The sequence below is a fragment of the Paraburkholderia sp. CI3 genome, from assembly GCF_050436505.1.
Lineage (GTDB): Bacteria > Pseudomonadota > Gammaproteobacteria > Burkholderiales > Burkholderiaceae > Paraburkholderia > Paraburkholderia tuberum.
Genome location: NZ_JBNDMI010000003.1, coordinates 551,666 through 576,584, shown reverse-complemented (window position 1 = coordinate 576,584; position 24,919 = coordinate 551,666). Strand labels below are relative to the sequence as shown.

At 63.5% G+C, this 24,919-nt stretch carries 25 protein-coding genes and 1 pseudogene; 12 read left to right on the top strand and 14 right to left on the bottom strand.

What is annotated here, in order from left to right; genetic code table 11:
• Positions 1-32: 32 nt before the first annotated feature.
• Positions 33-671 (bottom strand): annotated as a pseudogene (locus OKW29_RS11480) (DNA-3-methyladenine glycosylase); the annotation flags it as partial.
• A gap of 369 nt (positions 672-1,040) precedes the next feature.
• Between OKW29_RS11480 and OKW29_RS11475 the strand changes: the two are divergent.
• Positions 1,041-1,400: a BON domain-containing protein gene (locus OKW29_RS11475; RefSeq protein ID WP_429291120.1), complete on the top strand. Its 360-nt coding sequence runs from the start codon at positions 1,041-1,043 to the stop codon at positions 1,398-1,400.
• Between the two features lie 319 nt (positions 1,401-1,719).
• Positions 1,720-2,802 carry a calcium:proton antiporter gene (locus OKW29_RS11470; protein ID WP_429291119.1) on the top strand — a complete coding sequence of 361 codons (1,083 nt, stop codon included), beginning with the start codon at positions 1,720-1,722 and terminating at the stop codon, positions 2,800-2,802.
• A 35-nt stretch (positions 2,803-2,837) separates the two neighbouring features.
• On the opposite strand, the gene OKW29_RS11465 is transcribed toward OKW29_RS11470, so the two are convergent.
• Entirely contained in the window at positions 2,838-3,731 is an 894-nt protein-coding gene (locus OKW29_RS11465; protein WP_090805978.1) for a LysR substrate-binding domain-containing protein, read from the bottom strand.
• A gap of 491 nt (positions 3,732-4,222) precedes the next feature.
• Between OKW29_RS11465 and OKW29_RS11460 the strand changes: the two genes are divergently transcribed.
• The 8 genes from OKW29_RS11460 (at position 4,223) to OKW29_RS11425 (ending at position 11,834) form a co-directional block, all read left to right on the top strand.
• On the top strand, positions 4,223-5,317 hold the full coding sequence (locus OKW29_RS11460) for an ABC transporter substrate-binding protein (protein WP_184069341.1): 1,095 nt from the start codon (positions 4,223-4,225) through the stop codon (positions 5,315-5,317).
• Positions 5,318-5,322: 5 nt separating this feature from the next.
• Positions 5,323-6,306, top strand: coding sequence for an ABC transporter permease (locus tag OKW29_RS11455; protein ID WP_187629257.1), 984 nt, complete (start codon positions 5,323-5,325; stop codon positions 6,304-6,306).
• Positions 6,303-7,196 (top strand): ABC transporter permease, encoded by an 894-nt coding sequence (locus tag OKW29_RS11450; RefSeq protein WP_429291118.1) that lies wholly within the window; start codon positions 6,303-6,305, stop codon positions 7,194-7,196. Before OKW29_RS11455 ends, OKW29_RS11450 begins: the two co-directional genes overlap by 4 nt.
• A 25-nt stretch (positions 7,197-7,221) precedes the next feature.
• Positions 7,222-8,319: an ABC transporter ATP-binding protein gene (locus OKW29_RS11445; protein WP_429291117.1), complete on the top strand. Its 1,098-nt coding sequence runs from the start codon at positions 7,222-7,224 to the stop codon at positions 8,317-8,319.
• A gap of 62 nt (positions 8,320-8,381) precedes the next feature.
• Positions 8,382-9,203, top strand: a complete 822-nt coding sequence (locus tag OKW29_RS11440; protein WP_429291116.1) for a transporter substrate-binding domain-containing protein — start codon at positions 8,382-8,384, stop codon at positions 9,201-9,203.
• Between the two features lie 62 nt (positions 9,204-9,265).
• The gene (locus OKW29_RS11435) at positions 9,266-10,033 is read left to right on the top strand and encodes an amino acid ABC transporter permease (RefSeq protein ID WP_184034003.1); all 768 of its coding nucleotides are present in this window, start codon (positions 9,266-9,268) and stop codon (positions 10,031-10,033) included.
• Between the two features lie 2 nt (positions 10,034-10,035).
• Entirely contained in the window at positions 10,036-10,692 is a 657-nt protein-coding gene (locus tag OKW29_RS11430) for an amino acid ABC transporter permease (RefSeq protein ID WP_429291115.1), read from the top strand.
• A 902-nt stretch (positions 10,693-11,594) separates the two neighbouring features.
• Positions 11,595-11,834, top strand: coding sequence for a hypothetical protein (locus OKW29_RS11425; RefSeq protein ID WP_184069335.1), 240 nt, complete (start codon positions 11,595-11,597; stop codon positions 11,832-11,834).
• Positions 11,835-11,904: 70 nt separating this feature from the next.
• On the opposite strand, the gene OKW29_RS11420 is transcribed toward OKW29_RS11425, so the two are convergent.
• The 5 genes from OKW29_RS11420 to OKW29_RS11400 form a co-directional block, all read right to left on the bottom strand.
• On the bottom strand, positions 11,905-12,636 hold the full coding sequence (locus tag OKW29_RS11420) for an immunity 52 family protein (RefSeq protein WP_184069333.1): 732 nt from the start codon (positions 12,634-12,636) through the stop codon (positions 11,905-11,907).
• A gap of 7 nt (positions 12,637-12,643) precedes the next feature.
• The gene (locus OKW29_RS11415) at positions 12,644-13,027 is read right to left on the bottom strand and encodes a restriction endonuclease fold toxin 5 domain-containing protein (protein ID WP_429291114.1); all 384 of its coding nucleotides are present in this window, start codon (positions 13,025-13,027) and stop codon (positions 12,644-12,646) included.
• Between the two features lie 236 nt (positions 13,028-13,263).
• A complete protein-coding gene (locus OKW29_RS11410; protein ID WP_429291113.1) occupies positions 13,264-13,608 on the bottom strand; it encodes a hypothetical protein in 345 nt (114 codons plus the stop codon).
• A complete protein-coding gene (locus OKW29_RS11405; RefSeq protein ID WP_429291112.1) occupies positions 13,599-14,099 on the bottom strand; it encodes a DUF4123 domain-containing protein in 501 nt (166 codons plus the stop codon). The genes OKW29_RS11410 and OKW29_RS11405 overlap by 10 nt, the downstream gene beginning before the upstream one ends.
• Positions 14,099-14,458, bottom strand: a complete 360-nt coding sequence (locus OKW29_RS11400; protein ID WP_429291111.1) for a hypothetical protein — start codon at positions 14,456-14,458, stop codon at positions 14,099-14,101. Before OKW29_RS11400 ends, OKW29_RS11405 begins: the two co-directional genes overlap by 1 nt.
• 257 nt (positions 14,459-14,715) lie before the next feature.
• Between OKW29_RS11400 and OKW29_RS11395 the strand changes: the two genes are divergently transcribed.
• Complete coding sequence (locus OKW29_RS11395) at positions 14,716-15,282, top strand: hypothetical protein (RefSeq protein ID WP_429291110.1); 567 nt, start codon at positions 14,716-14,718, stop codon at positions 15,280-15,282.
• Position 15,283: 1 nt separating this feature from the next.
• Here OKW29_RS11395 and OKW29_RS11390 read toward each other — a convergent pair whose 3' ends face one another.
• The 5 genes from OKW29_RS11390 to OKW29_RS11370 form a co-directional block, all read right to left on the bottom strand.
• Positions 15,284-15,598, bottom strand: coding sequence for a cytochrome C oxidase subunit IV family protein (locus OKW29_RS11390; RefSeq protein ID WP_184069323.1), 315 nt, complete (start codon positions 15,596-15,598; stop codon positions 15,284-15,286).
• A gap of 103 nt (positions 15,599-15,701) precedes the next feature.
• Positions 15,702-17,039 carry an MFS transporter gene (locus OKW29_RS11385; RefSeq protein WP_184069321.1) on the bottom strand — a complete coding sequence of 446 codons (1,338 nt, stop codon included), beginning with the start codon at positions 17,037-17,039 and terminating at the stop codon, positions 15,702-15,704.
• 273 nt (positions 17,040-17,312) lie between these two features.
• Positions 17,313-18,617, bottom strand: coding sequence for a c-type cytochrome (locus tag OKW29_RS11380; protein ID WP_429291109.1), 1,305 nt, complete (start codon positions 18,615-18,617; stop codon positions 17,313-17,315).
• A gap of 17 nt (positions 18,618-18,634) precedes the next feature.
• A complete protein-coding gene (locus tag OKW29_RS11375; RefSeq protein ID WP_429291108.1) occupies positions 18,635-20,887 on the bottom strand; it encodes a molybdopterin cofactor-binding domain-containing protein in 2,253 nt (750 codons plus the stop codon).
• Position 20,888: 1 nt separating this feature from the next.
• Positions 20,889-21,344, bottom strand: a complete 456-nt coding sequence (locus OKW29_RS11370) for a (2Fe-2S)-binding protein (RefSeq protein WP_018420878.1) — start codon at positions 21,342-21,344, stop codon at positions 20,889-20,891.
• 361 nt (positions 21,345-21,705) lie between these two features.
• Here OKW29_RS11370 and OKW29_RS11365 point away from each other — a divergent pair, with 361 nt between their 5' ends.
• Positions 21,706-22,104 carry a hypothetical protein gene (locus OKW29_RS11365; protein ID WP_184034018.1) on the top strand — a complete coding sequence of 133 codons (399 nt, stop codon included), beginning with the start codon at positions 21,706-21,708 and terminating at the stop codon, positions 22,102-22,104.
• Positions 22,105-22,354: 250 nt separating this feature from the next.
• Here OKW29_RS11365 and OKW29_RS11360 read toward each other — a convergent pair whose 3' ends face one another.
• Together OKW29_RS11360 and OKW29_RS11355 are read right to left on the bottom strand one after the other, a co-directional pair.
• Complete coding sequence (locus tag OKW29_RS11360) at positions 22,355-23,302, bottom strand: peptidoglycan DD-metalloendopeptidase family protein (RefSeq protein WP_429291107.1); 948 nt, start codon at positions 23,300-23,302, stop codon at positions 22,355-22,357.
• A 426-nt stretch (positions 23,303-23,728) separates the two neighbouring features.
• On the bottom strand, positions 23,729-24,907 hold the full coding sequence (locus OKW29_RS11355; RefSeq protein WP_187618234.1) for a porin: 1,179 nt from the start codon (positions 24,905-24,907) through the stop codon (positions 23,729-23,731).
• Between the last annotated feature and the right edge of the window lie 12 nt (positions 24,908-24,919).

Sequence of the window (24,919 nt, the reverse complement as noted above, 5' to 3'; positions counted from 1 at the left end):
CGGCGAAACGTCTGAATCGATGTACGCGCGTAGCTGCGGCGTCCTGCGCCCGAATGCGGAATCGTCAGTAGCTTGCGCGGGCCGCTGACGAACGCGCTGCCCGGCTCGAAAAATCGCAACGGACGGTGCATCTCGCGCGACAGGCCGATGCGCGTCGTCACGCCGATCGGTGCGTCGCCTGTCTCGATCACGCCGATCCATAGCCCCCGCCCCGTACACAAATCGCAGCCGTCGAACGCCTGGCCGATGCCGAACGCCACCGTCAGCCGGCCGGGTCCGCGCGCGAGATCGCGCAGCGGCACGCCGGGACGGCGCGCTTCCATCAGCGCGAGTCCTTCGAGCGGTTCGATCGCGCGCAGCAGGATGCCGGCGCCGACCTCCTCCGCTTCGGACGACATGTTGAGCATGTAAGACACGCCGTAGGTCAGCCGCACATAAGCATGACCGCGCGCGAGGAACATCGACCCGTTGTACGGACGACGTCCGATGAACGCATGGCTCGTCGAGTCGCCGAGCGGATACGCCTCGGTCTCGACGATGCGTCCGCTCAGGCGTCCTTCGGGCAGATCGTGCACGAGATATTTGCCGACCATGAAGCGCGCGAGTTCCACGGTATCGATCGGCAGATCCTCGCGGCGCAACGGTCGGATCGGAAGAGCTTCGTTTCGCATGCGCTGGGTGTCCTTGAGTCGGTGCTGAAATCGGTGCTGAAACCTACGGCCTCGCGACAAGCGCGCAGTCGCCCCACTCCCACGTCATCGACCGGTTGCGCTCGACAAATTCGTTGTACCGAAGCCTCATTTTCTGCGCCATGGAAGTCAACATGGCACCAATTGTTGTATTGTGTCCATCCGGCCGGTCACACGGCCGTTTGCATGTTTCGACGCGCGCTTCGCGGTTCGCTGAAACCGCGTGTCGGCTGAAAGCGTTCGCAGACTGCTGTACCTGTTCCATTGGCATTGAATCCCGCTGTACCCGCTGGTGTAAAAAAATCGACCCCATCCGGGGATCGACGTTCTACGACAACAGGAGATGGTTGAATGAAGGCATTCTCGGCAATCAAGATGATCGGCGGCGCGCTGGTCGTTCTCGCTTCCCTCAACGCGTACGCGCAAAGCAGCGATGCGGCCGCGACCGCAGCGCCGGCGGCAACGGCACCGACCGCCAAGCAGACTCGCGCGGCTAATCGCGCGCTGCAGAAGAAGGTCCGCGCGACGCTCGCACGTACGAAGGGCCTGACCGTCGGGAACATCACCGTGCGCGCACGCGAAGGCGCCGTCACGCTGGAAGGCTCGGTGCCGGAACAGGCTCAGATCGAACTCGCGACGAACGCCGCTCAAGGCGTGGCAGGCGTGACGTCGGTGAAGAGCGCACTGTCGATCCGCGCGATGGGCCAGTAATCCGGTCGAACGGCCGAAGAAGTTGCGGTAGCAGCAGCAAGCTGGCGTCGACGGCGGAAAGCTCCGCCGCGACGCCAATTCACCCTCCGATGCAGCGCTCGACACCATTGCCTCACGGTGCGGCCATCGCACCATCCGACGCGGCGATTCCCCGCACCCCCGAAACCGCGATATTTTTAATGCGCTACACGCGTCGCGATGACGACCCGACCGCGTGGCGACGGCTTCTCGTAACGAGTTATCCCCGATAATTTAATAGCTTAACGTCACTTGTTAAGATATCACTTCAAGTTCATACACGCACCGAAAGGAAGGCCGCATGACTTCGTCCGCGACCGTCTTGCCTCGTTGGACTCTCGTCGCGCCGATCGTTAGCTGGATCGTGCTCGGCGCCGCCTACGCGATGCCGGGCTACACGCTGCTGCTCGCACTGGCCGGCATGTCGCTATGCGCGGCCGTGTTTGCTGCCGTGCATCATGCCGAAGTGGTCGCGCATCGCGTCGGCGAGCCGTTTGGCACGCTGGTGCTCGCGGTCGCCGTCACGGTGATCGAGGTGGCGCTGATCGTCTCGGTGATGCTGACGTCCGGTCCCGAGAAAGCCGGCCTCGCGCGCGATACGGTATTCGCGGCCGTGATGATCGTCTGCAACGGGCTCGTCGGGCTGTGTCTGCTGGTGGGCGGTATCCGCCATCTGGAACAGGACTTCCAGAGCCGCGGCGCGGCGGCCGCGCTGGCGGTGCTCGCGTCGCTGTCGGTACTGACGCTCGTGATGCCGAATTTCACGACCACCAGCCCCGGGCCTGTCCTGTCGCCGTCGCAGCTCGCGTTTGCCGGCGTGTCGTCGCTGGTGCTGTACTGCGTGTTCGTGTTCGTGCAGACGGTGCGCCATCGCGACTACTTCCTCGCCGGCGTGCCCGACGAAGACGTCCATGCCGAGCCGCCGGGCGCGCGCCTCGCCGCCATCAGCGGCGTGCTGCTGCTCGTGAGCCTCGTCGCGGTCGTGCTGCTCGCGAAAGTGCTGTCGCCGGTGGTCGAGTCCGCGGTGCTGAGCGCGGGCGCGCCGCCGGCGGTGGTCGGTATCGTGATTGCGTCGCTGGTGCTGTTGCCGGAAGGACTCGCGGCGCTGCGCGCAGCGCGCGCCGACCGTCTGCAGACCAGCCTGAACCTCGCGCTCGGCTCGTCACTGGCGAGTATCGGCCTGACCATTCCCACCGTCGCCGGCGTGTTCCTGTATATCGGTCAGCCCATCGTGCTCGGCATCGATGGCAAGGACATGGTGCTGCTCGCGCTCACGCTGGTGGTCGCGACGCTGACGCTCAGCACCGGGCGCACGACGATTCTGCAAGGCGCCGTGCATCTGTCGCTGTTCGCGGCTTATCTGTTTCTGTCGTTCGCGCCGTGACGCAATGCCTTATCCGGCACGGGCGGACGGCAACCTCACTCTTCCCAATGCTCGGCGATCCAGTCGCGGAACAGATTCAGCTTCTGCTGTTGCGCGACTGAATCCGGATACACGAAGTAATAGCGCCAGCCGGTCTTCAGCACGGTATCGAACGGCCGCACGAGGCGCCGGGCGGCGACGTCCTCGTCGATTAGCGCGAGGTCGCTGATCGCGACACCGAAGCCCTGCGCGGCGGCGTTGGTCGCCATGTCGAGCGTATCGAAGCTCGGGCCGAGCTCCGCGTCGATCGTCGCGGCACCCGCCGAATCGGCTTCCGCGACTTTCGCGAGCCACATTTTCCAGTCGCGGTGATCGCGCGTCGGATGCAGCAGCGTGTGGCGCCCGAGATCGGCCACCTGCGCGAGCGGCTTGTCCTTCAGCAGCTCGGGCGTGCAGACCGGCGTCAGACGCTCCTCGAACAGCGACACCGCCTGCACGTCCGCACCGGGCGACGAACCGTAGATGATCGCCGCGTCGAACGGCTCGCTCTGGAAATCGACGTCGTGCTGCCAGGTGGTCGTGATCTGCACGTGCAGATCGGGATAGTCGGACTGGAAGCGCATGATCTTCGGCAGCATCCAGCGCATCACGCAGGTCGGCACCTTGAGCGCGAGATCGGTGCGCTGCCTCGTCAAGCGCAGCGACATTTCCTCGATCCGCGCGAAGCTCTCCTTGACCGCCGGCAGCAGCATTTCGCCCTCGGCGGTCAGCGTCAGCCCCTTTGCATGACGCTTGAACAGCGGAAACTTGTAGTACTCCTCGAGCGCGATGATCTGCCGGCTGACCGCGCCTTGCGTCAGGCACAGATGGTCGGCGGCACGCGTGAAGCTGCGATGGCGCGCGACGGTTTCGAAAATCTGCAGCGCATTCAGCGGCGGTAGGCGTCGCATCGGATGTCCAGGATCAGAAAAAATCATTGCGTGGCTGCGGCAGCGCCCCTCGCCGCCCTGCCCGTCAAGCCCACAGCATACGCGATCGGCTATGCGCGCACGAGTGGGCGCGCAGGCAAACCCGCATGCGTTCGACTCATGGCATGCGTGAAAAACGCCCGTACCGAGGAATGTCGCACCGGCGCGGTGCAAAAAAGCCTTCAGCAATCGCACCAGAACCGAGCTTTCCTCATACCTCGACGCACGCTGGGATTCCTCAGCCAGATCTGGACGTTAACCCGCATAAGCCATCGCCCGTAGCTTCCCGGCGTGTCGCCAAACCGCTCGCCACCGCGTTCGCCGGCGGCGAGCCATGAGCGTACGTCATGCCATCCATGCGCATATTTCGATTGTTGCGTGATTTTGGCAAACCTACAGTGCATCCACGCACGGTAGATCGGCAGCGGTCACGGCGAATCATGGGCAACGGGCGTTCAACACAGGAGACCGCCATGCAGCAGATCAAACGGGGTAGAAGGCAGGCCATCAAGACGATCGGTACGGCGCTCGCGGCATCCGCGCTGCCGATGCCGTTCCTCAACCTGCGAGCGCAGGAGCACAACTTCAGCGGCAAGACGCTGCGCATCCTGACGTGGTCGGACGATACCGGCACGGCCGCGCTGCGCAACATCGCCGCGACCTTCACGGCGAAGACCGGCGCGAAGGTCATCGCCGATCGCGCCGACGGCACCTCCGGCATGGTCGCCAAAGTCAAGGCAGCGGGCGAGCGCCCCACCTATGACGTGATCACGCTCGCCGGCGTCGGCGCCTCCGGCCTCGCCGACGCGGGCCTGCTGATGAAGCCCGACCTCGACCGCCTGCCGAACCTGAAAGAAGTCGCGCCGCCATACCGCACCGGCGCGAACGGTTTCGGCGTCGGCTATCTGCTGTGGTCCGACGGCCTCATCTACAACACCGCGACGGTCAAGACGCCGCCTTCGTCGTACGAGGCGCTGTGGGACCCGAAGTACGCCGGCCGCATATTCCTGCCGCCGCCCGAGTGGGCCGAAGCGGTCGATCTCGCGATCATCGCCGCGAAGATGAACGGCGGCTCGCAGCAGAACATCGAGCCCGGCTTCAAGAAGCTCGCGCAGCTCAAAGACCACGTGATGACGCTCGGCGAGAACCCGAACCAGGTGGCCGACCTGTTCCGCACGGGCTCGCTCGACATCGGCGGCATCTACTCGCCCGCGTTTTTCCCGGATCAGATCCGCAAGCCCGAATACAAGATGGGCGTGACCTACGGCATGAAGGAAGGCTTCGCGACGCAACTGATGTTCACGGTGATTCCGAAAGCGCATCCGGGCGACACCGACCTGATCCACGCGTTCATCAATCACTCGCTCGACGCCGGTGTGCAAGGCCGCATGGCCGCCGATGTGCTGAACGGCCCAGTCAATTCGAAAGCGATGATTCCGGCCGAGAGCCGCGCGTTCGTGCCGAGCCCGCAGCAGATCGCCGAGAAAGCCGTGCTGCATGACGACAAGGCGCTCGCCGCCGTGCAGCCGGCATGGATCAAGCGCTACACCGAAATCTTCTCGGCGTAACCACGATGCTCGCGCGCTTCCCGCGGCGTGCCGCGATGATGCCGGACGAAGCCGCGCCGGGCCCAGCGCCCGGCGGCGGCGCCTCCGCTTCCGCAGTTGTTGCGACGGCCGTGACCGACCCCGCTGCCGGCGCAACGACGCTCGCGAAAGCGCGCCCGTGGCTGCTACTTGCGCCGATCCTGCTGTTTCTGGCGATACTCGGCGCGGCCGCGCTGGTCGTGCTGCGCATGAGCTTCGGCACGTCCGGCAACGAATGGCGCAGCTTCACGCTGCAGAACTACGCGGACCTGCTCGACGGCTACTTCCTGAAATCGTTGTGGCTGACGCTGCGGCTCGCGTTCCAGAGCATGCTGTGCGCGGTCGTGCTCGCGATTCCGGTCGCGCTCGCGATGGCGCGCACGACATCGCGGCTCGCGCGCCGGCTGCTGCTCGCGGGTGTGCTGCTGCCGCTGCTCGTCAATCTGCTGCTGCAAGGCTATGGCTGGCTCGTGATCCTCGGCCCGGCGGGTCTGCTCAATCACGCGCTGCTCGCGAGCGGACTCGTCGAGCGTCCGGTGATGTTGCTGTATCGCGAGCATGGCGTGCTGCTGGGGCTGATCCAGACCGCGTTTCCGCTCGCCGTGCTGCCGCTGTCCAGCGCGATGCGCGCGGTGTCGATCTCGTACGAGGAAGCCGCCGCGACGCTCGGCGCGACGCGCTGGCAAACGCTGCGTCACGTGCTGCTGCCGCTCGCGATGCCGGGCCTCGTGTCGGGCGCGCTGCTGGTGTTCGCGTACAACGCGAGCGCGTTCGCGGTGCCGCTGCTGCTCGGCGGCCGGCGTGTGCCGATGCTCGCGGTGCTGGTGCACGATCAGGTCGCGCCGCTCTTGAACTGGCCGGCCGCCTCCGCTTCCGGCGTGGTGCTGATGATCGCGACGCTCGCCGTGATGGCGCTGTCGCAACGGCTCGTGCGCCGCACCCAACGTCTGACCGGGGAGCCTCACGCATGAGCACGCCGCTGCCGAGTTCGCACCTGCCGCGCACCGAACCTCGTTCGCCGCGATTCCCGCGCCTGCCGCAGACGATGCCCGGCCAGCTCGGCCGCGCGACCGCGCTCGTCGCGGGCGTGGTGCTGTTTCTCGCCGCGCTGCCGATCCTGACGATGATCGCGATGTCGTTCAGCGCGGCCGACACGCTCGAATTCCCGCCGCACGCGTACAGCCTGCACTGGTACCGCGCGGCGTGGCACAGCTTCGTGTCACCGGACGCGACCGATACGCTGTCGATGGGCGCCGCGCTGAGCACGAGTCTCGTCGTCGCGCTAGCGACGATGCTGATCGCGACGCTGGTCTCCGTGCCCGCCGCGTACGCGCTGTCGCGCTACCGTTTTCACGGCAAGCCGGTGGTCGAGCAACTGGTCGCGCTGCCGCTCGTCTATCCGCTCGTGATGCTCGGCCTGTCGCTGCTGCTGGTGTTCAACGTGCTGCCGGTCGAGCTGGGCGTCGGCCGTCTGATCATCGCGCATGTGATCCTGGCGCTGCCGTTCACGGTGAAGAACTGCGCGGCGTCGGTCGCGTCGATCGGCCCCGAGTTCGAGGAAGCCGCGCTCGTGATGGGCGCGAGCCCCGGCCGCGCGCTCATCGACGTGGTGCTGCCGCTGATGCGCCCCGGCATTCTCGCCGGCATGCTGTTCGCCTTCATCGTGTCGTTCAACGAGTTCACGGTGACGTTCTTCCTGTACAGCATCGATACGATGACGCTGCCGGTGTGGCTCTATAGCCGCACGGTGTCGTCGCTCGATCCGACCGTGTTCTGTTTCGCTGTGGTCATCGTCGCGATCGACTTCGCGCTGATCTGGCTGCTCGAAAAGCTGATCGGCGACGAAGGCGTCGCGCTGTGAACCCGCCACCTTGCTGGAGCCTCCGATGACCCATCTGACCTTGCAGGCCGTCACGCGGCGCTTCGGCGCCGTGCATGCCGTCGACGACGTCGACCTGAGCGTGCCTGACGGCAAGCTCGTGTGCTTTCTCGGCCCGTCCGGCTGTGGCAAGACCACGCTGCTGCGGATGATCGCAGGCCTCGAAACGCCGACCGAGGGCAGCATCCATTTCGCCGGCCGCGACATCACGCGACTGCCGGCCAACCGGCGCGACTTCGGCATGGTGTTCCAGTCGCTCGCGCTGTTTCCGCATATGACGGTCGCGCAGAACGTCGCGTATCCGCTGAAGCTGCGCAAGGTCGCGAAAGAACGGCAAACGCGCCGCGTCGCCGAACTGCTCGAGCTGATCCAGCTGCCGCACATGGCGAACCGGCCGGTCACGCAACTGTCGGGCGGGCAACGCCAACGCGTCGCGATCGCGCGCGCGATCGCTTCGGAGCCGCAACTGCTGCTGCTCGACGAACCGCTGTCCGCGCTCGACGCGAAGCTGCGCGAAGCGATGCAGGTCGAAATCCGCCTGCTGCAGCAACGCCTCGGCATCACGACGATCATGGTCACGCACGACCAGCGCGAAGCGATGACGATGGCCGACGAGATCGTCGTGATGGAGAAAGGCCGCATCGCGCAGGTCGGCAGGCCGCTCGACATCTACCGCGATCCGGTCAGCGAGTTCGTCGCCGACTTCATCGGGCTCGGCAACATTCTGCCGGTGCGGTACGACGGCGCGGGCGTCGTGAGCCTGCCGGGCGGACGGCGCATCGCGGTGACGCCGCACCCGAACGCGCCGCTCGCCGATGCGCGCCAGCAGCCGGCTGGGGCCGCCGACGCGATCCGCCTGCTGATCCGCCCCGAGGACATCTGCGTGAAGGCGGCCACGGAAGCACCGAACCCGAACCGGCTGCCCGGTACCGTCACGTTCATTCGCGACGTCGGCGCCTCGCTCGAAGCGACGATCGATTGCGTGGGCTTCACGCTGACCGCCGCGACCACGCCGCGCGAAACGCCCGGGCTCGCGCTCGGCATGCCGGTGCTCGCCGAGCTGCCGCCGCACGCGTGCAAGCTGATCGCCGCGCGCGCCGCTTGATACCCGAACCCATCACACGGCTTTGCTTGAATAACTACCGTATTACGACAGAGGAACACATCATGAACCAGCGCCCCGCTCTCCAATCGACCCGCCGCGCGTTCGCGACGCTCGCCGCAACGCTCGCGATGACCGCGCTCGGCGCGCTGTGCGCACTGCCGTCGGCCGCGCATGCCGACGCGCTCGACGACATCGCGAAGTCGGGCACCGTGCGCATCGGCGTATTCGAGGACTATCCGCCGTTCGGCTCGATCGGTCCGGACATGAAACCGGTCGGCTACGACATCGACGTCGCCAATCTGATCGGCAAGGCGCTCAACGCGAAGGTCGAACTGGTGCCGGTCACCGGCGACAACCGCATGGCCTTTCTCGCCGACCACAAGGCCGACATGTTGCTGTCGGTCGGCCAGACGCCCGAGCGCGAAAAAGTGATCGACTTCTCGCAACCCTACGCGCCGTACTACCTCGCGGTGTTCGGCCCGAAGTCGCTGCCGGTGAAGACCGCCGCCGACCTCGGCGGCAAGTCGATCTCGGTCGCGCGCGGCACGCTCGAAGACCTGAGCGTGACGAAGATCGCGCCGCCGTCGGCGAACATCAAACGTTTCGACGATCCGAACGGCGCTATTTCGGCGTTTCTTTCTGGTCAGGTACAGTTGATGGTGGTCGGCAACGACGTCGGCGCGACGATTCTCGCGCGGCATCCGGCGAACGATCCGGAGCAGAAGTTCGCGCTGTTCAGCTCGCCCGATCACGTCGGTCTGAACAAGAACGAGCCGCGCCTGAAGGCGAAGGTCGACGAAACGATTGCCAAGGCCCGCAAGGACGGCACGATGAACGCGATTTCGCAGAAGTGGCTGCGCGCGCCGCTGCCGGCCGATCTTTGAAACCTGTGGCGTGGCGCCGTGAAGGCCGCGCCGCGATCTGATCCTACGATGGGCACGAGGCCATGACTTACGCGTTCGATTTCAGCGGCTTCGGCCTGTATGCGGGGATGCTCGCGCGCGGCGCCGCCGTGACGCTCGGCCTCACGGCCGTGTCGACCCTGGCGGGCGGGCTGGTGGGGATCGCCGGCGCGAGCATCGCGGCGGCCGGGCCGAAGTGGGCGCGCTGGCTGGTCGCGAGCTACGTCGAGCTGATCCGCAACACGCCGTTTCTGGTGCAGTTGTTCTTCGTGTTTTTCGGCCTGCCGAGCCTCGGCATTCATATCGACGAGATAGAGGCCGCGATTCTCGCGATGACCGTCAATCTCGGCGCGTACGCGATCGAGATCGTGCGCGCCGGCATCGATTCGATTTCGCGCGGTCAGGTGCAGGCCGCGCAGGCGCTCGGCCTGCATGGACGCCAGGTGTTCCGCTACGTCGTGCTGCCGCAGGCGCTCGCCAACGTGTTTCCCGCGCTGCTCGGCCAGGTGCTGATCGTGATGCTCGGCTCGGCCGTCGTGTCGCAGATCTCGGTGCCCGACCTGACCTATGCGGCGAACTTCATCCAGTCTCGCAACTTCCGCTCGTTCGAGAGCTACGTGATCATCACGGCTGCCTATCTGCTGATGTCGATCGTGTTGCGGCAGCTGTTGAACCGCTTCGGCCGCGGGCTGTTCGCGGGCCGTGCGGCACGAGGTAACAACAGCAGTAGGAGCGGCAACGACGGCTTGCCGCGCAACTGGCGCAGCCGCCTGATGTGGCGCGGTGCGCGCACCCTGCCGACGGAGCGCTGATCATGGTCGAATTCACGCTGTGGGACATCGCCCGCAACCTGCTGCTCGCCGCGCGCTGGACCGTGCTGCTGTCGCTGATCGCGTTCGTCGGCGGCGGGATCGTCGGGCTCGTGCTGCTCGCGATGCGCGTGTCGCCGATCGCGTGGCTGCGCCACATCGTCGTGCTGTACGTCGAGGTGTTTCAGGGCACGCCGCTCTTGATGCAGCTTTTTCTCGCCTTCTTCGGCTTGCCGCTCATCGGCATCGACGTGTCGCCGTGGGCCGCCGCGACCGTCACGCTGACGCTCTATACGAGCGCGTATCTGGTCGACATCTGGCGCGGCTGCGTCGAAGCGGTGCCGCGCGGTCAGTGGGCCGCGGGTGCGAGCCTCGGCATGACGTTCGGCCAGCAGTTGCGCTACATCGTGTGGCCGCAGGCGCTGAAGATCGCGGTCGCGCCGAGCGTCGGTTTTCTCGTGCAGGTGGTCAAGAGCACCGCGCTCGCGTCGATCATCGGCTTCGCCGAACTGACGAAGACCGGCACGATGATCACGAATGCCGCGTTCCGGCCGTTTCCGATCTACGGCATGGTCGCGATGATCTACTTCGCGATGTGTTTTCCGCTGACCTGGTATGCTCGCGTGCTCGAAAAGCGGCAGAAGGTGGGACAGCATCGGTGACCCTATCAACAAACGTGTTTGTTGTTGTCACTCCGGTCGATTTTTGGGGACCGGAATTGGCACAACACTGGAATGCGGAAGATGATCCGAATAGGCTTGCTTCACTAGTCCGGCACCAGCGTCGTATCGGTAAATAATGTATCGCTCGGGAGACTCGTTCCGCCCGCTATTGGGTATCAGTACGACTAACCCTTTCGGATCGAGATAAATGGCGGCTGGGCGTTCGCGCTCGGCGAAATCGACGCGCTCCCATCGCCCCGCCTTCGTGTTGTAGCGGATCGCAACGCCTTGGAGATAGTTCGATGTGAATTCGCCGGATATCACGAATACGCGCTCCTTTGAACCGATACATGCCACCTGTATTTCATCGCCCCGCGATTGATCCTCGTCCCCGCATAAAGTCGTACCGGCGCGGTGCTGTTCTTGCTGAGATAGAAAACCGACGTGCTATCTATGGGATGATCGCGCAGCAATGCGAGCGTATGACTCTGATCGCTTCCGAGTCCGCAACGCGTGACCACTTCCATACCGATAGCGGATTGCGAATCGGCGACGTAGCCAATACACAGGATCGCGATAAAGGCGGCTATTCTCATTTCGCCATATCCGGAAGGGGTTGCATTGAATCGGGATCGGCGCTCAGACCGTCCGCGCACCCCGTGATTTTCTTATAGTAGACACCGTTGGACAGGCCGCGATAGCGTTTGTACGCTGCATTTCTCCATTGGATTTCCTCGTCAATTTTCTGGCAATGCCCCACGATCTGTCTCCTTGTGCCAAATTCCTCCCCCGCAACCAACCGAAATCATTGAAGGGTTACGACGCATCGGCGTGTAACCCTTTTTTTGTTTTTGCGACTTTCTACTAATTGTCAAGACCTGACCCGACTCACGTGTGATGCAATGGCATCGTTGCGTGCCCGGTATGCCGGGCCGCCGATGGATGCGCTTACGGTGGTGGTGAACCGGTGCTGTGATGGCGTCAAGCCGACGCCTGATGAATACCGGGCCGCTATGGAACAGGCGGATGAAGCCGGCAGGCGCGAACAGCTGTTGCAACTGCTGGAGAAGATCGCAGCGGAACAGCGCAAGTGGCATCGTGGCGGATCGCCCCTGAGGCCCACTCTCTGGAATCACGCGTAACCGCGAAAGGCCCGCTCGCCGGGCCTTTTCGCAGGCAAAGCCCCGCCGAAGCGGTGGTAGCGAGCCGAACTCAGAGATCAACGAAACGCGGCAACAGGTCTTGGTCGGCGAGGCGGATTTCGATATCATTAGCCGAATTGACGTGCTCCCGGTTGTTCACGTCAAAGACTTCATCCGTCACGCTGACGATGATCGTGCCTTGCTGCTTGCCATCGCACATGACAGGGATAAGGGCGCGCGCTTCGGGCACTTGGGCGGCTGTGAGAGCGTGCGGTAGGTAGAGCATCCAGCTTACGCCGGGACGATTATCGAAAACCGAGTTGGCAAAGTACTTGCGTGGACCGAAGATGGCATAGGACGGCGCATACACTTCTACGACTTTCGTGACAATCTGCGCGACGGCTTGATACCCCCCAAGTCGAGATGATTCATTTGATCTTTCTTTGACATTAAAGTCGAATTGTTGGGAGAAACCATCTCCACCATCGATAGATATCGTGAATGAAGCACCATCTTTCTGTGCCGCCCCATTCCAAATCCCAATTGATTTTGGATCATCCCTCGATTTTCCCTTGTATTCTTTTGTCATCTCATCAATGGCCGTAGGCAAAGGTTGACGATTCTCTCCGTAAACGCGATACCGAAGCGCTTCCTCGGCGCTGCCCCCCTGGATATACCACTCCTTAAGCATTGCATCTTGACTTGCAAGTGCATCAACTACAGGCCTTAAGCGACGCAGATGAAATTCGAAGTCGGCATTGGGTAAATTGGGCGTATCCCTATACTGAGCAAATAGATTCATTGCGATCTCAAGGTTGGTAGACAGAAGGGACGCTGTTTTTCAGCAGCGTTGGCATTATGTATTCCCTTGCTTTAGGTGTCCCAAAATACCACATCAATCTCGATGGAGGGTTGGCATTCACTTTCTTCGCCTGCTCTGCGATGGTATCGGCCATACTTTTGAATCCCGCAAACCAAAAGACCGGTTCACCGTCTTCATCTAGGAACTGATCGTAGTCATCCTTTGCCTCTTGCAATAGGCACTGTGCCGTCACGAAGCCATCGAAATCAGTTCCAAGCCACGCCCACTCCTGATTCCAACCACCGCGAGTCTCGCGGCCTTTGGCGTCAGTGTCGATCCCATATGCTTTTCCGGTGATACGGGCTTGATAATGCCGGGACTTCGGACTCATACCGTACCTGCGCGTGACTTCATCGCCCTTCTCTGGTGGGCACTTGCATGGCCTTTCGCGCTCGCGGCTCCGGTCACGCGGTAGTTCGCCCCATCCGCCGTCTGCACCCGCGCCAGTGCCGCTCCTGCCCGCAGGACCAGCAGACGGTGCGGTGGTGGGGACCGGAACAGGTATTGGCATTGCCTGCGCCATTGCGTTTGCTGCGCGTGCGAGCGTCGCCGGGAATGGGATACCCATCAGCGTTTCTCCTTCATTTCCTGTTGTCTTTTACCCGTCGCCTGTAGCAGCATTTCGAATCGCTGTTCAGCCGGAACGCCTGATTTGTGCAGCCATGCTATGACCGCCGGAATCCAGTAAAACCCCGGCGTGGTTGCTTCCGCATACAGGAAATCGACTATCGGCACGTCACGCGTAAAGCGGAGTACCTTTGTTTGCGCGAAGGCCGCATTAAGCCGGTCGCGCAAGGTCGGATCATTGGCCAGCGCGGGATAGTCGCGCACGATATGACCACGGATAAAGTCCACATAGTTACGGTCTTCGTAGTCTTTCAGAAGCGCCCATTGTCCTTCAGTCAATTCCATTGTCGTTGATGGTGAACCGTCGTCCTTCGTTGAGGTAGTGCCAAGCTTCGGCAGCCCTGAAAAGATCGCGCTCGCTCTTGCCGTGGCATACCGCATTGAGCGCATGCAACACCCTGGGGGTCCCGGAAGCGCAGCAGAGCGGATCGTCCGTCCGGTATTCGGGTATTCAGGTGCGGGCGCAGCTTTGCGGCCTGCCTCTCCAGGCTCTCTGAGGTGATCAGCCAGATCACGCCAGGGCGGGCCTGTTCGAGTTCGCGCAGGTTCGCAAGATGGTCGGGTGTCGTCTTCGGATCAAACAGCCACGGCCCCGCGTGTGCAAGTGCCATGTCGTTCGTGCCCGCGAACAGCGAAACCGTCCTATCGTTTTCGGGCGTGAGTTGCTGGCCGGTATGCTGCTGGTACTGGATGCCATCCACTAGCGCCAGCACGCGGCCACTGAAGTGCCGTTCCCCGTACTGGCGAAGCTGTTCATTGACAGAGGTGGGAATCATCAGCGTTCCAGGGTCATCGCGCCTTGCCCGGCAGCGTGGATCATGCATTCGAGACAGATAGACGACTGCGGAAGCGCCGACCGGGGCGTTGCGCGGTGGATCGATAACGGGCCTTTTTTCTGCGCGGAATCAGGGGAGCGTCCGCGACAATCGCATGCCCACGCGTAACCGAGGGCCTCGGCCATCTCGTGGCCGTTTGAATACGACCGAAGCCTATCGAACGGAAACCATTCGCCGGTTTCGGCGTTCAGCGCAATTGCGGACGGCATTGGCGGGAAGTTTGAGTAGATTGAATAGGTGATACGGCAAAGCTGGCACTCTTCCTTACCCCCGGTTTCATCCTGTTTCTGCTGCTCCATCTGACCTCTGCTGTTTTCCAGAAAACACCCGACGAATTAACCATCTAAAAAGCGACACGGTCAACGACTTTAAATTGAGATAACGCAGTTTTGACAGACTTTCACAATTCTGAAGGTTTCAGGCACATTCTTGCTGGCGCAGGACTAAAATGATTGCATCCAGCCGCCTGTGCCGTTATTGATTGACGCCGATTAGTACTTTGTCCATGATGCGTCCATATCCGCCAGTTCACTTTTCAATATTTCTTTCACTCAATATGGATACCGCAATCCTTTCGTCAATCGTTGCTGGTTCGGCCGCCTTGCTCGGCGGCGCTCTCACCGCCGTTATCCAGATGCAGACGCAGCGGAGCAATCATCGCTTTCAGATCGAGCAGGAGACATTGAAACGGAATGGCGAGTTGCGCGAGAAAGAGAAAGCTCTTGCCCTTGAGCGACTGGCTACAGTGCATCGGCAGTTGACCGCCATAGGTCGAGAGTTCTCACAAGACAGCATAGATATCAACTGGCGCGCTGAAATGGGCGAATATGAATATGATCAGCGCTACCTGTCTATCCGCAAGGAAACCGATGAACTGCGAATGATCTGTGGGCTTGACGAGCCGTCTCTGTACGACGACGTTGAAATGCTCCACGGCGAAATGAACTTGTTCTGGGGAAACTTCAAGAATGTCCTGTACCTAACGGCTCATGAAAAAAGAGTCGATCACACGACGCCGTGCCTCGACCGCGCACACTCGGCCGCAATGGAAATTTCCCGACAAACGTCGGCATTGAAGGCGCGCCTAGCCGAACGAGCGCGCCATTACCGATCGGCCGGCTGATTCAGCATCGGCCCGCGTCGCACGGAGCGCCGACCGCAGCACCAGAAAGCTGACGACCCGATGCCCCGGCCGCCCCAGCATCTTGCGGCCCGGCCGGCGCCTGCCAAGGCGAGACGTGAATGGTTCGCGTCGAATAATCGGTACCGTTCAAGCCGAAAAGCAGGCCCAATGCCAGCAATGCGGTGACCTCCGCGATGCGCAGCATCGGCGAGGCACGGCGCAAATCCATGAAGTAGATCGCCACCAGCAACCCCTTTGCCACTGCGATAAACAGGTTGATCGCGCTATTCCACGCGCCCAGACGCAATGCATGCAACGGCTCGACGCGAAACTGCCGATTCGCTGCCGACATTTGGTTTTCTGGAGTTCAAGTCGGAGCATCTCCGGGATCAGACCGCCATGCGCGAGCGAGCGCCATCTCATGATCGCCCGCTGACCCCGGTGGATACGTCCTGCCGGGAAGCAATCCTGATGCGCGAGACGAGCCACGCCGCGAGCACGAACCACCCCGCTGCGACGACGAACGCGACGACATAGGCGGGTCCGGCACCGGCAAACGCCTTGACCCATGACAGCATCCACCCGGTGGCGGCAGGGCCGAGGATCTGCGGTAGCACCATCGACACTTGCCAGATGCCCATGTCCTTGCCGCTGGACGCATCGTCTGGCAACACTTGCAGCGCGAGTGCCCAGTCGACGGCTTGATAGGTTCCGTAAGCGGCGCAGAAAACCAGCCCGACTGTGATCACCAGCAACAGGTTTGGATGCAACGCCAGCAGGACAAAGCCAATCGCAGCTCCGGCCATGATCCAGCTGGTCAGGCGGACGACGGGAACGACGCCGTGCCGGTCGGCGAGCCCTGCGCCCAGCAGGCTGGCCGGGATCGCGAGCACCACGCCGACGCCAAGCAGCCCATTCAGGAGACCGGTCGGATGACGAATGCCGATCACGTCCTGCAGGTAGTACAACATGAAGGTGAAGATCGACCAGATTCCCATGTTACCGAACAGACGGGTTACCAGGACCCAGTAAAAGTTTCGGTGCAGACGTGGATCGAGATAGAACGAGCGCATGAACGTGACGAGCTCGAACCGTTGTCGGGATCTGACAGGTGTCGGCTCGCGCGAGCCGCGAATCGTCAGCCAAAGGCAGAGCAACATGATCGCAACGAACGCGGCAACCGTAGGATACAGGTGGCCCGGCGAATAGAGGACAACGAGCACCACGTTGCCAGTGATCGTGCCGAGCACGGTCATCACGTTGAGCCACGCGCTCGCGCGGTTGGTTTCCTGTTTTGGCACGACATCGGGCACCAGCCCGGCGTACGGCCCCGCCGCCCAGTTCCACCAGAACTGGAGATGCAGGAACGCGAGTGTATACATCCATAGACTCCCCCCGCCGTTGAATGAACCAAGCCATACCAGTGCAACCGCAATGCCGAACACGCCGGTGACGAGAAACGGTCGCCGGCGTCCATGTTTTGCAGAGCAGCGATCTGAAAGCGCGCCGGCCAGTGGCGCCACGATCATCGCAATGAATGCGCCGGACGCAATGACGGAGCCGGCCACGCCTTCCTTCAACGCGGCATCGCGTCCGAGCATATCGGCGACCTGTGCCGGCACAAGCACCGGAACGACCGTCATCCATTGGGTAAAGAGCGCAAACCACAGCGACGCGATCTGTATGTGACTGAGCGTCGACAGGCGAGAAGCCGACGGAGTGACCGACACGTTTCGGGCTTGACTGGATAGGGTCATGTCGGAAGTCCATGAGCTTCGCGCAGAGACTTCGACGCCGCACGGCGGACGAAGGTCGTGGCCAATTCCGAGAGCCGTTCGAACACGACGGGGACTCCCATAGGACCAATGCGCCTGTATCGGTCGTGGTGCAAATGTCGGCATTGGCCGACGGCGAGTCCATCGACGAAGGCGCGGTGTGCCGTCCCACTATGATAGCTGCCGTCGGTTGGCCCACAACCTGAAACGGCGCGAGGTCGGCAAGCGCGCTTCTGCGCCGCACTCAGCGGGCGATCAACGCCCCGCCTGCGTCGACTGCCGCAACTTCGCCACCTCCGCCGCACCGACCGCCGGCGCGCCGTTGTTCCAGCCAGCCCGCACGAAGCTCAGCACGTCGGCGATCTGCTGATCGTCGAGCACCGCGGCGAAGCCGGGCATCGGAAACGGCGACGGCACGCCGTCGATCACGAGATCGCCGGTGCCGTTCAGCGTGACGTTGATCAGCGACGACGCGTCCTTCGCGAGCACGTTCGGATTGCCGGCGAGCGGCGCGAGCATCGGCGCGAAGCCGTGCCCGTCGACGCCGTGGCAATGCATGCAATACGCCGTATAGACGCGTGCGCCGGCATCGTTCGCGGGGCGATCGAGCGACACCTTCGTCGCCTGCGGATCGTACGTATAGGCCGCCGCGCCGGTGCCGCCGACCGGCGGCAGCGACTTCAGATACGTCGAGACTGCCGCGACGTCCTGATCGCTCATCGCTTGCGTGCTGTTGTTGATCACGCTCGTCATCGCGCCGAACGCCGATGCGTGGCGATTCGCGCCGGTCTTCAGGAACGTGCGCAGATCCTCGTCGCTCCAGCGGCCGAGCCCGGTGTTGTGCTCGCCCGTGAGGTTCGACGCGAACCAGCCGTCGAGCAGCGCGCCGCTCAGGAATGCGCTGCCGCTTTCGTCGAGCGCACTTTCCTGGAACGCAACACCGCGCGGCGTGTGACACGACCCGCAATGTCCGAGCCCTTGCACCAGATACGCGCCGCGATTCCACGCGACGTCCTTGCCCGGCTTGTCGCGATACGCACCCTTCTCGAGAAACGCCATGTTCCAGAACATCAGCGGCCAGCGCATGTTCAACGGCCACTTGATGTCGGACTCGCGATTCGCCTGCTGCACTGGCGCGACGCCGTGCATGAAGAACGCGTACAGCGCCTTCACGTCGTCGTCGTCGACCTTCGCGTAGGACGGATACGGCATCGCCGGATACAGGTTGTGGCCGTCTTTCGCGACGCCCTCACGCAGCGCCCGCGCGAAATCGGCTTCGGTGTAGCCGCCGATGCCGGTCCGTGCGTCGGGCGTGATATTGGTCACGTAGATGCGGCCCATCGGCGTGTTCATCGGCAGGCCGCCGGCGAACGGCTTGCCTTTCGGCGCGGTGTGGCAGGCGGCGCAATCGCCGAGTTGAGCGAGGTAAGCGCCGCGTTGCACGAGCGTTTGATCGGCTGCGCCGGTGGCTGCCGGCGTTGCGGCATCAGCAGGTGCCCGGGCGATAAACGGCAATGCGACGCATAGCGCCGCGCCAAGACCCTTCAGCATTTTTTTCATGTCGGGCTCCTTTCGCGTCAGGCGTTGTGCAGTTGGCGGCCAACCGGCAATTGCCGCAGCCGCGTGCCGGTGGCCGCATAGATCGCGTTGGTCAGCGCGGGCGCGAGCGCCGCGGTGCCGGGTTCGCCGATGCCGCCGGGCGCCTCGCCGCTCTTCACGATATGCACGTCGATCGGCGGCGTCTCGTTGATGCGCAGCATCCGGTAGTCGGTGAAGTTGTTCTGCTCGACGCGACCGTCCTTGATCGTGATCTCGCTATAAAGCGCCGCCGTGATGCCGAAGATGATGCCGCCCTGCACCTGCGCTTCGATCGTGTTCGGGTTGACGAACATCCCGCAATCGACCGCGCAGTTGATGCGCTTGACCGTCACTTCGCCCTGCTCGAGCGCGACCTCGACGACGATCGCGAAGAAGCTGCCGAACGCGTGCATCACCGAGATGCCGCGCCCTTGCCCCTTGGGCAGCGCGCTGCCCCAGTTGCCCGCTTGCGCGGCCAGGTTGAGTACGTTCAACGCGCGCGGCGATTTGCCGAGCAGATCGCGCCGGTACTGCACCGGATCGATCTTCGCGTGCGCGGCGAGTTCGTCGATGAAACTCTCGACGACGAACGTGCCGCGCGTCGGCCCGACGCCGCGCCAGAACGCGGTGGGCACCGCGTGCGGTTCCACGCGCACGTAGTCGACCAGCTGGTTCGGCAGGTCGTACGGCAGATCGGCGGCGACCTCCACCGCATCGGGGTCAAGCCCGTTCTTGAAAGCGGGCGGCGCGAAGCGCGCCATGATCGACGACCCGGCGATGCGATGCTGCCACGCGATCGGCTTGCCGTTCGCGTCGAGCCCGGCCGAGATCGTGTCGTAGTAGTACGGCCGGTACATGTCGTGCTGGATGTCCTCCTCGCGCGTCCACAGCACCTTGACCGGCGTCGACACCTGTTTGCCGACCTTCACGGCCTGCGTGACCATGTCGGTTTCGAGCCGCCGTCCGAAGCCGCCGCCGATCAGATGGTTGTGCACGATGATCTTGTCGGCGGGCAAGCCCGTGACCGCGACCGCCGCATCGACGACACGCGTCGGCACCTGCGAGCCGAGCCAGATTTCGCAGGCGTCGCCGCGCACGTGGACCGTGGCGTTGACCGGCTCCATCGTCGCGTGCGCGAGGAACGGCTGCTGGTAGACCGCGTCGACGCGCGACTTCGCATCGCCGAACGCGCGGCCGACGTCGCCGTCCTTGCGCGCCACCGCGCCGCCATGTTGCGAGGCGGCCGCGAGATCGTCGACGATGCGCTTCATCGATACCTGCGCGCCCGCGCCTTCGTTCCACTTGATGTCGAGCGCCTGCAGGCCGCGCTTCGCGGCCCACGTGTGAGCGCCGATCACCGCGACCGCGTTGTCGAGCTTGATGACCTCGCGCACGCCGGGGATCGTCTTCGCATGCGTATCGTCGACGCTCGCGAGCGTGCCGCCGAACACCGGACAGTTCGCGATCGCCGCGTAAACCATCTCGGGCAAGCGCACGTCGAGGCCGAACTGCGCGGTACCGTCGACTTTCTCCGGCGAATCGAGACGCTTCGCCGGCGTGCCGATCAGCTTGAAGTCCTTCGGGTCTTTCAACGGCACGTTCTGCGGCGCGGGCAGCGCGGAGGCGGCCTGCGCGAGCTGACCATAGCTCGCGCTGCGATTACTGGCCGGGTGGATCACCTGACCGGCCTGCGCATGACAACTCGCCGGATCGACCTGCCACTGCTGCGCGGCCGCGTTGATCAGCATCACGCGCGCAGTCGCGCCCGCGCGGCGCATCGGCTCCCACGCGAAGCGGATCGACGTCGATCCGCCGGTCAACTGCCCGCCGAGCAGCGGGTCCATGAAGAGCTTTTCGTTGGGCGGCGCGTGATCGAGCGTGACCGTGCCGAGCGGCACTTCGAGTTCCTCGGCGATCAGCATCGGAATCGACGTATAGACGCCCTGACCCATCTCGACCTTCGGTATCACGAGCGTGACCTTGCCGGCGTTGTCGATCTGGATGAACGCGTTCGGCGCGAACACGCCGCTTTGCGGCGCCTCGGTCGCGTCGCCGCCGATCACGCTCTTGCCCGCCTTCTGATCCTGGCTCGCGGCCGGCATGCTGAAGCCGAGCAGCAGACCGCCTCCGGCCGCGGCGCCGACCGTCACGCCGAATTTGAGGAAGCCGCGCCGCGAGATGCCGCGCGCATGCCGCGTGTCGGTGTCAGCCGGCTGCGCGCCGTTCTGTGCATCGAGCAATCCCTGGGACATGTCAGGCTCCCTTCGCGGCGTGCTTGATCGCCGCGCGCACGCGGTGATAGGTTCCGCAGCGGCAGATGTTGCCCGCCATCGCGGCGTCGATGTCGGCGTCGCTCGGATTGGGATTGCGCGCGAGCAGCGACGCCGCCGACATCACCTGCCCCGACTGACAGTAGCCGCATTGCACGACGTCGAGCTCACGCCAGGCCTGCTGCACTTTCTGGCCCGTGGGCGTGGCGCCGAGCGCTTCGATCGTGACGATCTTGCGGTCGCCGACCGCCGCCGCCGGGAACACGCACGAACGCACCGCGACGCCATCGAGATGCACGGTGCATGCGCCGCATTGCGCGATGCCGCAGCCGAACTTGGTGCCGGTCAGCCCGACGAGATCACGCAGCACCCACAGCAGGGGCATGTCGGGCGGGGCATCGACGGTATGGGTTTCGCCGTTGATATTGAGCGTTGTCATGAGCGGCTCCGGGTGGGGATGTTGTTGTGGTCACGCGGTTTAGATCGCGACACCGCACCAGACCGCCGACATGCACCGGTTTTGTTCGGCACGTCGCGCTAATAAGCCATGAAATGCGGCCTGTGAGCGAGCGGGTGTCGCAAGAAAACCGGCCGATTGTAGTCGTGTCGAAAGAAGTTCGCTTTGACGGTGCCAGGCGGCACATCGCATGCTGTGCGCGGTGGATCGCATGTGTCGGCTGGAGCGATGCGTTACCATCGACGAATCGATCCGTTAGCGTGATCGCGCGACCCGCTGCATCGCACTGCGTGGTGTTGCGACGCACGATTCCGTCGAATCACCTCAGCCGCTGGAGCCGCCGATGAACGACCCGCAATGCACTCAATTCCTCACGGACATTCGCCGACCATTGCTTGCGCTGCACAAGGCGATTCTCGATCACGAACGCGCCGCGTACGAAAAGGAATTCGGCCCGGTAACGCCGGCGGCATTCCTGCAGGTGCTGATCAACGGCTCGGGGTTTCGTTGGCTGACGCCGCTGTCGACGGTGATCGCGAGCGTCGACGAAGTTCTCGACGACGCGGAAGCCGAGGCCGGCGACCGTCTCGCGACCGCCGAGGCCGTGGTCGGCCTGTTCTCGCCCGACCAACCGCACAATCACTTCCTGCCGCGTTATCTGCCGCTCTTGCAGGCCGATCCCGCGATCCTGCATTACCACGGTGAGGTATCGCGGCTGCTGCGCGGAGGGCAAACGACGTAACGGCGATTCGCACCAGGCACGGCGGCGGCGCGTGCGCTGCCTGCCGGCTCCTGCATTGCCTCACCGTTCATAAACGGCTGCGGGTCGAGGCCGCATGGTTGATCGTCGGTATTCTTGCGCAGATCGAGCGGAATGCTCTGACGTGAAGGTACTTTTGCAACGATTCGTCGACCGCCGGAATGCGCGGTCGATCAAATTACCTGGTTTAGCTGAATAAATTCAAGGTGAGCTTTTGCGGGAACGTGGAAGCTCAGCCGCGCCCCTGCGGCAGATAAGGCAGCGGATCGACCGGCTTGCCGTCGCGCCGCACTTCGAACCCCACCGACACACGCGAGTTGTTCTCGTCGCCCATCTCCGCGATCTGCTGTCCCTTGCGGACGATGTCGCCCATCTTGACCATCAGCTTGCGGTTGTGCGAATACGCGGTCAGAAAATCCTTGTTGTGCTGGACGATGATCAGACTGCCATAGCTGTTCAGTCCGGTGCCCGCGTACATCACCTTGCCGTCGGCGGCGGCTCGCACCGGATCGCCCGCGTTGCCGCCGATTTCGATGCCGCGTGTTTCGCCGGGCTGGAAAGCTTCGACGACGCTGCCCGCGGCAGGCCACGCGAGCGTCACGCTGCTCGCGTGCCGGCGGGTTTCCTGCGTGACTTCGCGGACTGCGGTGGCATCCGGAGCCGGCGCGGTGGACTGTGTCGAAGCTTGCGCCGACGTTTGCGCTGTCGCTTGTGACGCACGCTGCGCCGCGGATTGCGCCGCCGCCTTCGCGGCGGCCGCCGCATTGGCCGCCTTCACCGCGCGCACCGTTTCCGGCGACGCAACGTGCAGCACCTGCCCCGGCTTCAGCCGCGCCGACGCCTTCAATCCGTTCCATGCCTGCAACTGCTTGACGCTGATGTGATGATGCTGCGCAACCCGCGCGAGCGTGTCGCCGCGCCTGACCCGATACACGAGCGGCGGCGACTTTTTCAGCGGCGCGTTATCGCTGGCGTCGATCGACAGCGGCGCGGCTGCCGCCGGGTCGCCAGACGCCGCTCCCGTCGCATTCGCCGCCGGCACGCCGGACGCTGCGTTGGCGCTGGTTGCCGCACCGTTCTGCGCATTCGGCTGCCCGACGTTCGCACAACCGCTGACGGCCAGCGCGACCCACGCGCCAGCGAGACTGGCCAATAACGTTCTGTCGAAACGCTTTCTCATCCTGTTCGACTCCTGCTGTATGAATGCGCAAGCCGGATAGCCCGATGCCGCGGACGAGGTGCGCGATCTTCGGCCGCGCGGCCTTCCCGACGGCACGGCGAAGCCGCCTCGTATGGCGCTCATTTCCTGCCTGCCTGTCGATCAAATTTCTCGCGGAATTCTAAAGTGTCGTTCAATAAAAACACCTGCCCCACACACTCTGATACAGACGTTACGAGCCGTATTTCCGCGTTACGACCGCACGTGTATTGGGACGCCAACGACGCATACATCACCGCTTCGCCGCGGCGCGTTCAGACTTGTCGACATTCGACTTATCGGCAGGCGGGAGGGGAACTTGAATAGCCATGCGTCGCGTCGGAGGGCGCAAAAAGGCCAGTCTTCGAAATCCGAAGGCTGGCCGATCTGCGTTTGAAGGGCAGCGAACTAGAACTTATGCCGGATCGCCGCGCGTACGACGACCTGCTTCGACGTCGACGACGGCGACTGCGTGCCGGGGATGAATGCGAAATCGAGGATCGATAGCGTGGAATCGCCGGTGACCTGTTGATAGGCGCCCTGCAGATAGAGGTCGGTGCGCTTGGACAGGTTGTAGTCGGCCATCAGGCCGAACGTATGGATGCGCGGCTTCACGCCGCCGTTCGATGCGTCGTAGGTTTCCATCGTGTACACGTACTGCGCGCCGACGAACAACACCGGCGAAATCTGATATTTGCCGTTGATCTCGAAGTTCTGATACTTGAGCGAATTCAGCAGCACGCCCGGCGGTGTGACGGGCACGAGCGGCACCAGCGGCTCGATGCCGAGATAGCCGTTTGCGGTCGGCTCCAGGTAGTTCGAATTGCTATAGACGAAGCCCGCCGTCGCCGGTCCGAACGTATAGGTGATGCCGCCGCCGAACACGCGCAGGCGCGTCGCGACGAAGCCGGCGTCGTTCGCGGTGATCGCCCCGTTCGAGCCGTTGCCCGGATTGTCGGCCTGCAGATAGGCGGCCGCGACCAGCAGCCCGCCGTACGTGTACTGGCCGCCGAAGCTGTAGGCGCGATTGTTGGCGAAGTTCGTGTCGTTGCTGAAGCTGTAGGTGCCGCCGAACTGGAAGCCCGAGATGGACGGGCTCGTGTACTTGACGGTGTTGTCGAGGCGGAACGTGTTGTCGGTGTTGTCGTTGTCGTACGGATGCGAGAACAGCTCGCCGCCCCAATTTCCGTTGGCCGTGGTCTGCGCGAGATAATCGACGACCGAGTCATATTGCCGGCCGAACGTCAGCGTACCGTACGCCTGTGAACTGAGTCCGACGAAAGCCTGCCGGCCGAACAGGCGGCCGCCCTGCCCGAGGCGCCCGGAATTCAGATCGAAACCATTCTCGAGCTGGAAGATCGCCTTCAGGCCGCCGCCGAGATCTTCGGAACCCTTCAGGCCCCAGCGGCTTCCCTGCGCAAGGCCGCTGGCGAGTTCATAAACATGGCCGTGGCCGACATTGTTCGTGTAGTTGATGCCTTCGTCGATCACGCCGTACAGCGTGACGCTAGTCTGCGCGGCGGCAGGCGCGGCAAGAACGGCAGACGCAGCAATGGAGACAGCCAGCGCGAGCACTTGCTTGTTCATGATGATCTCCCT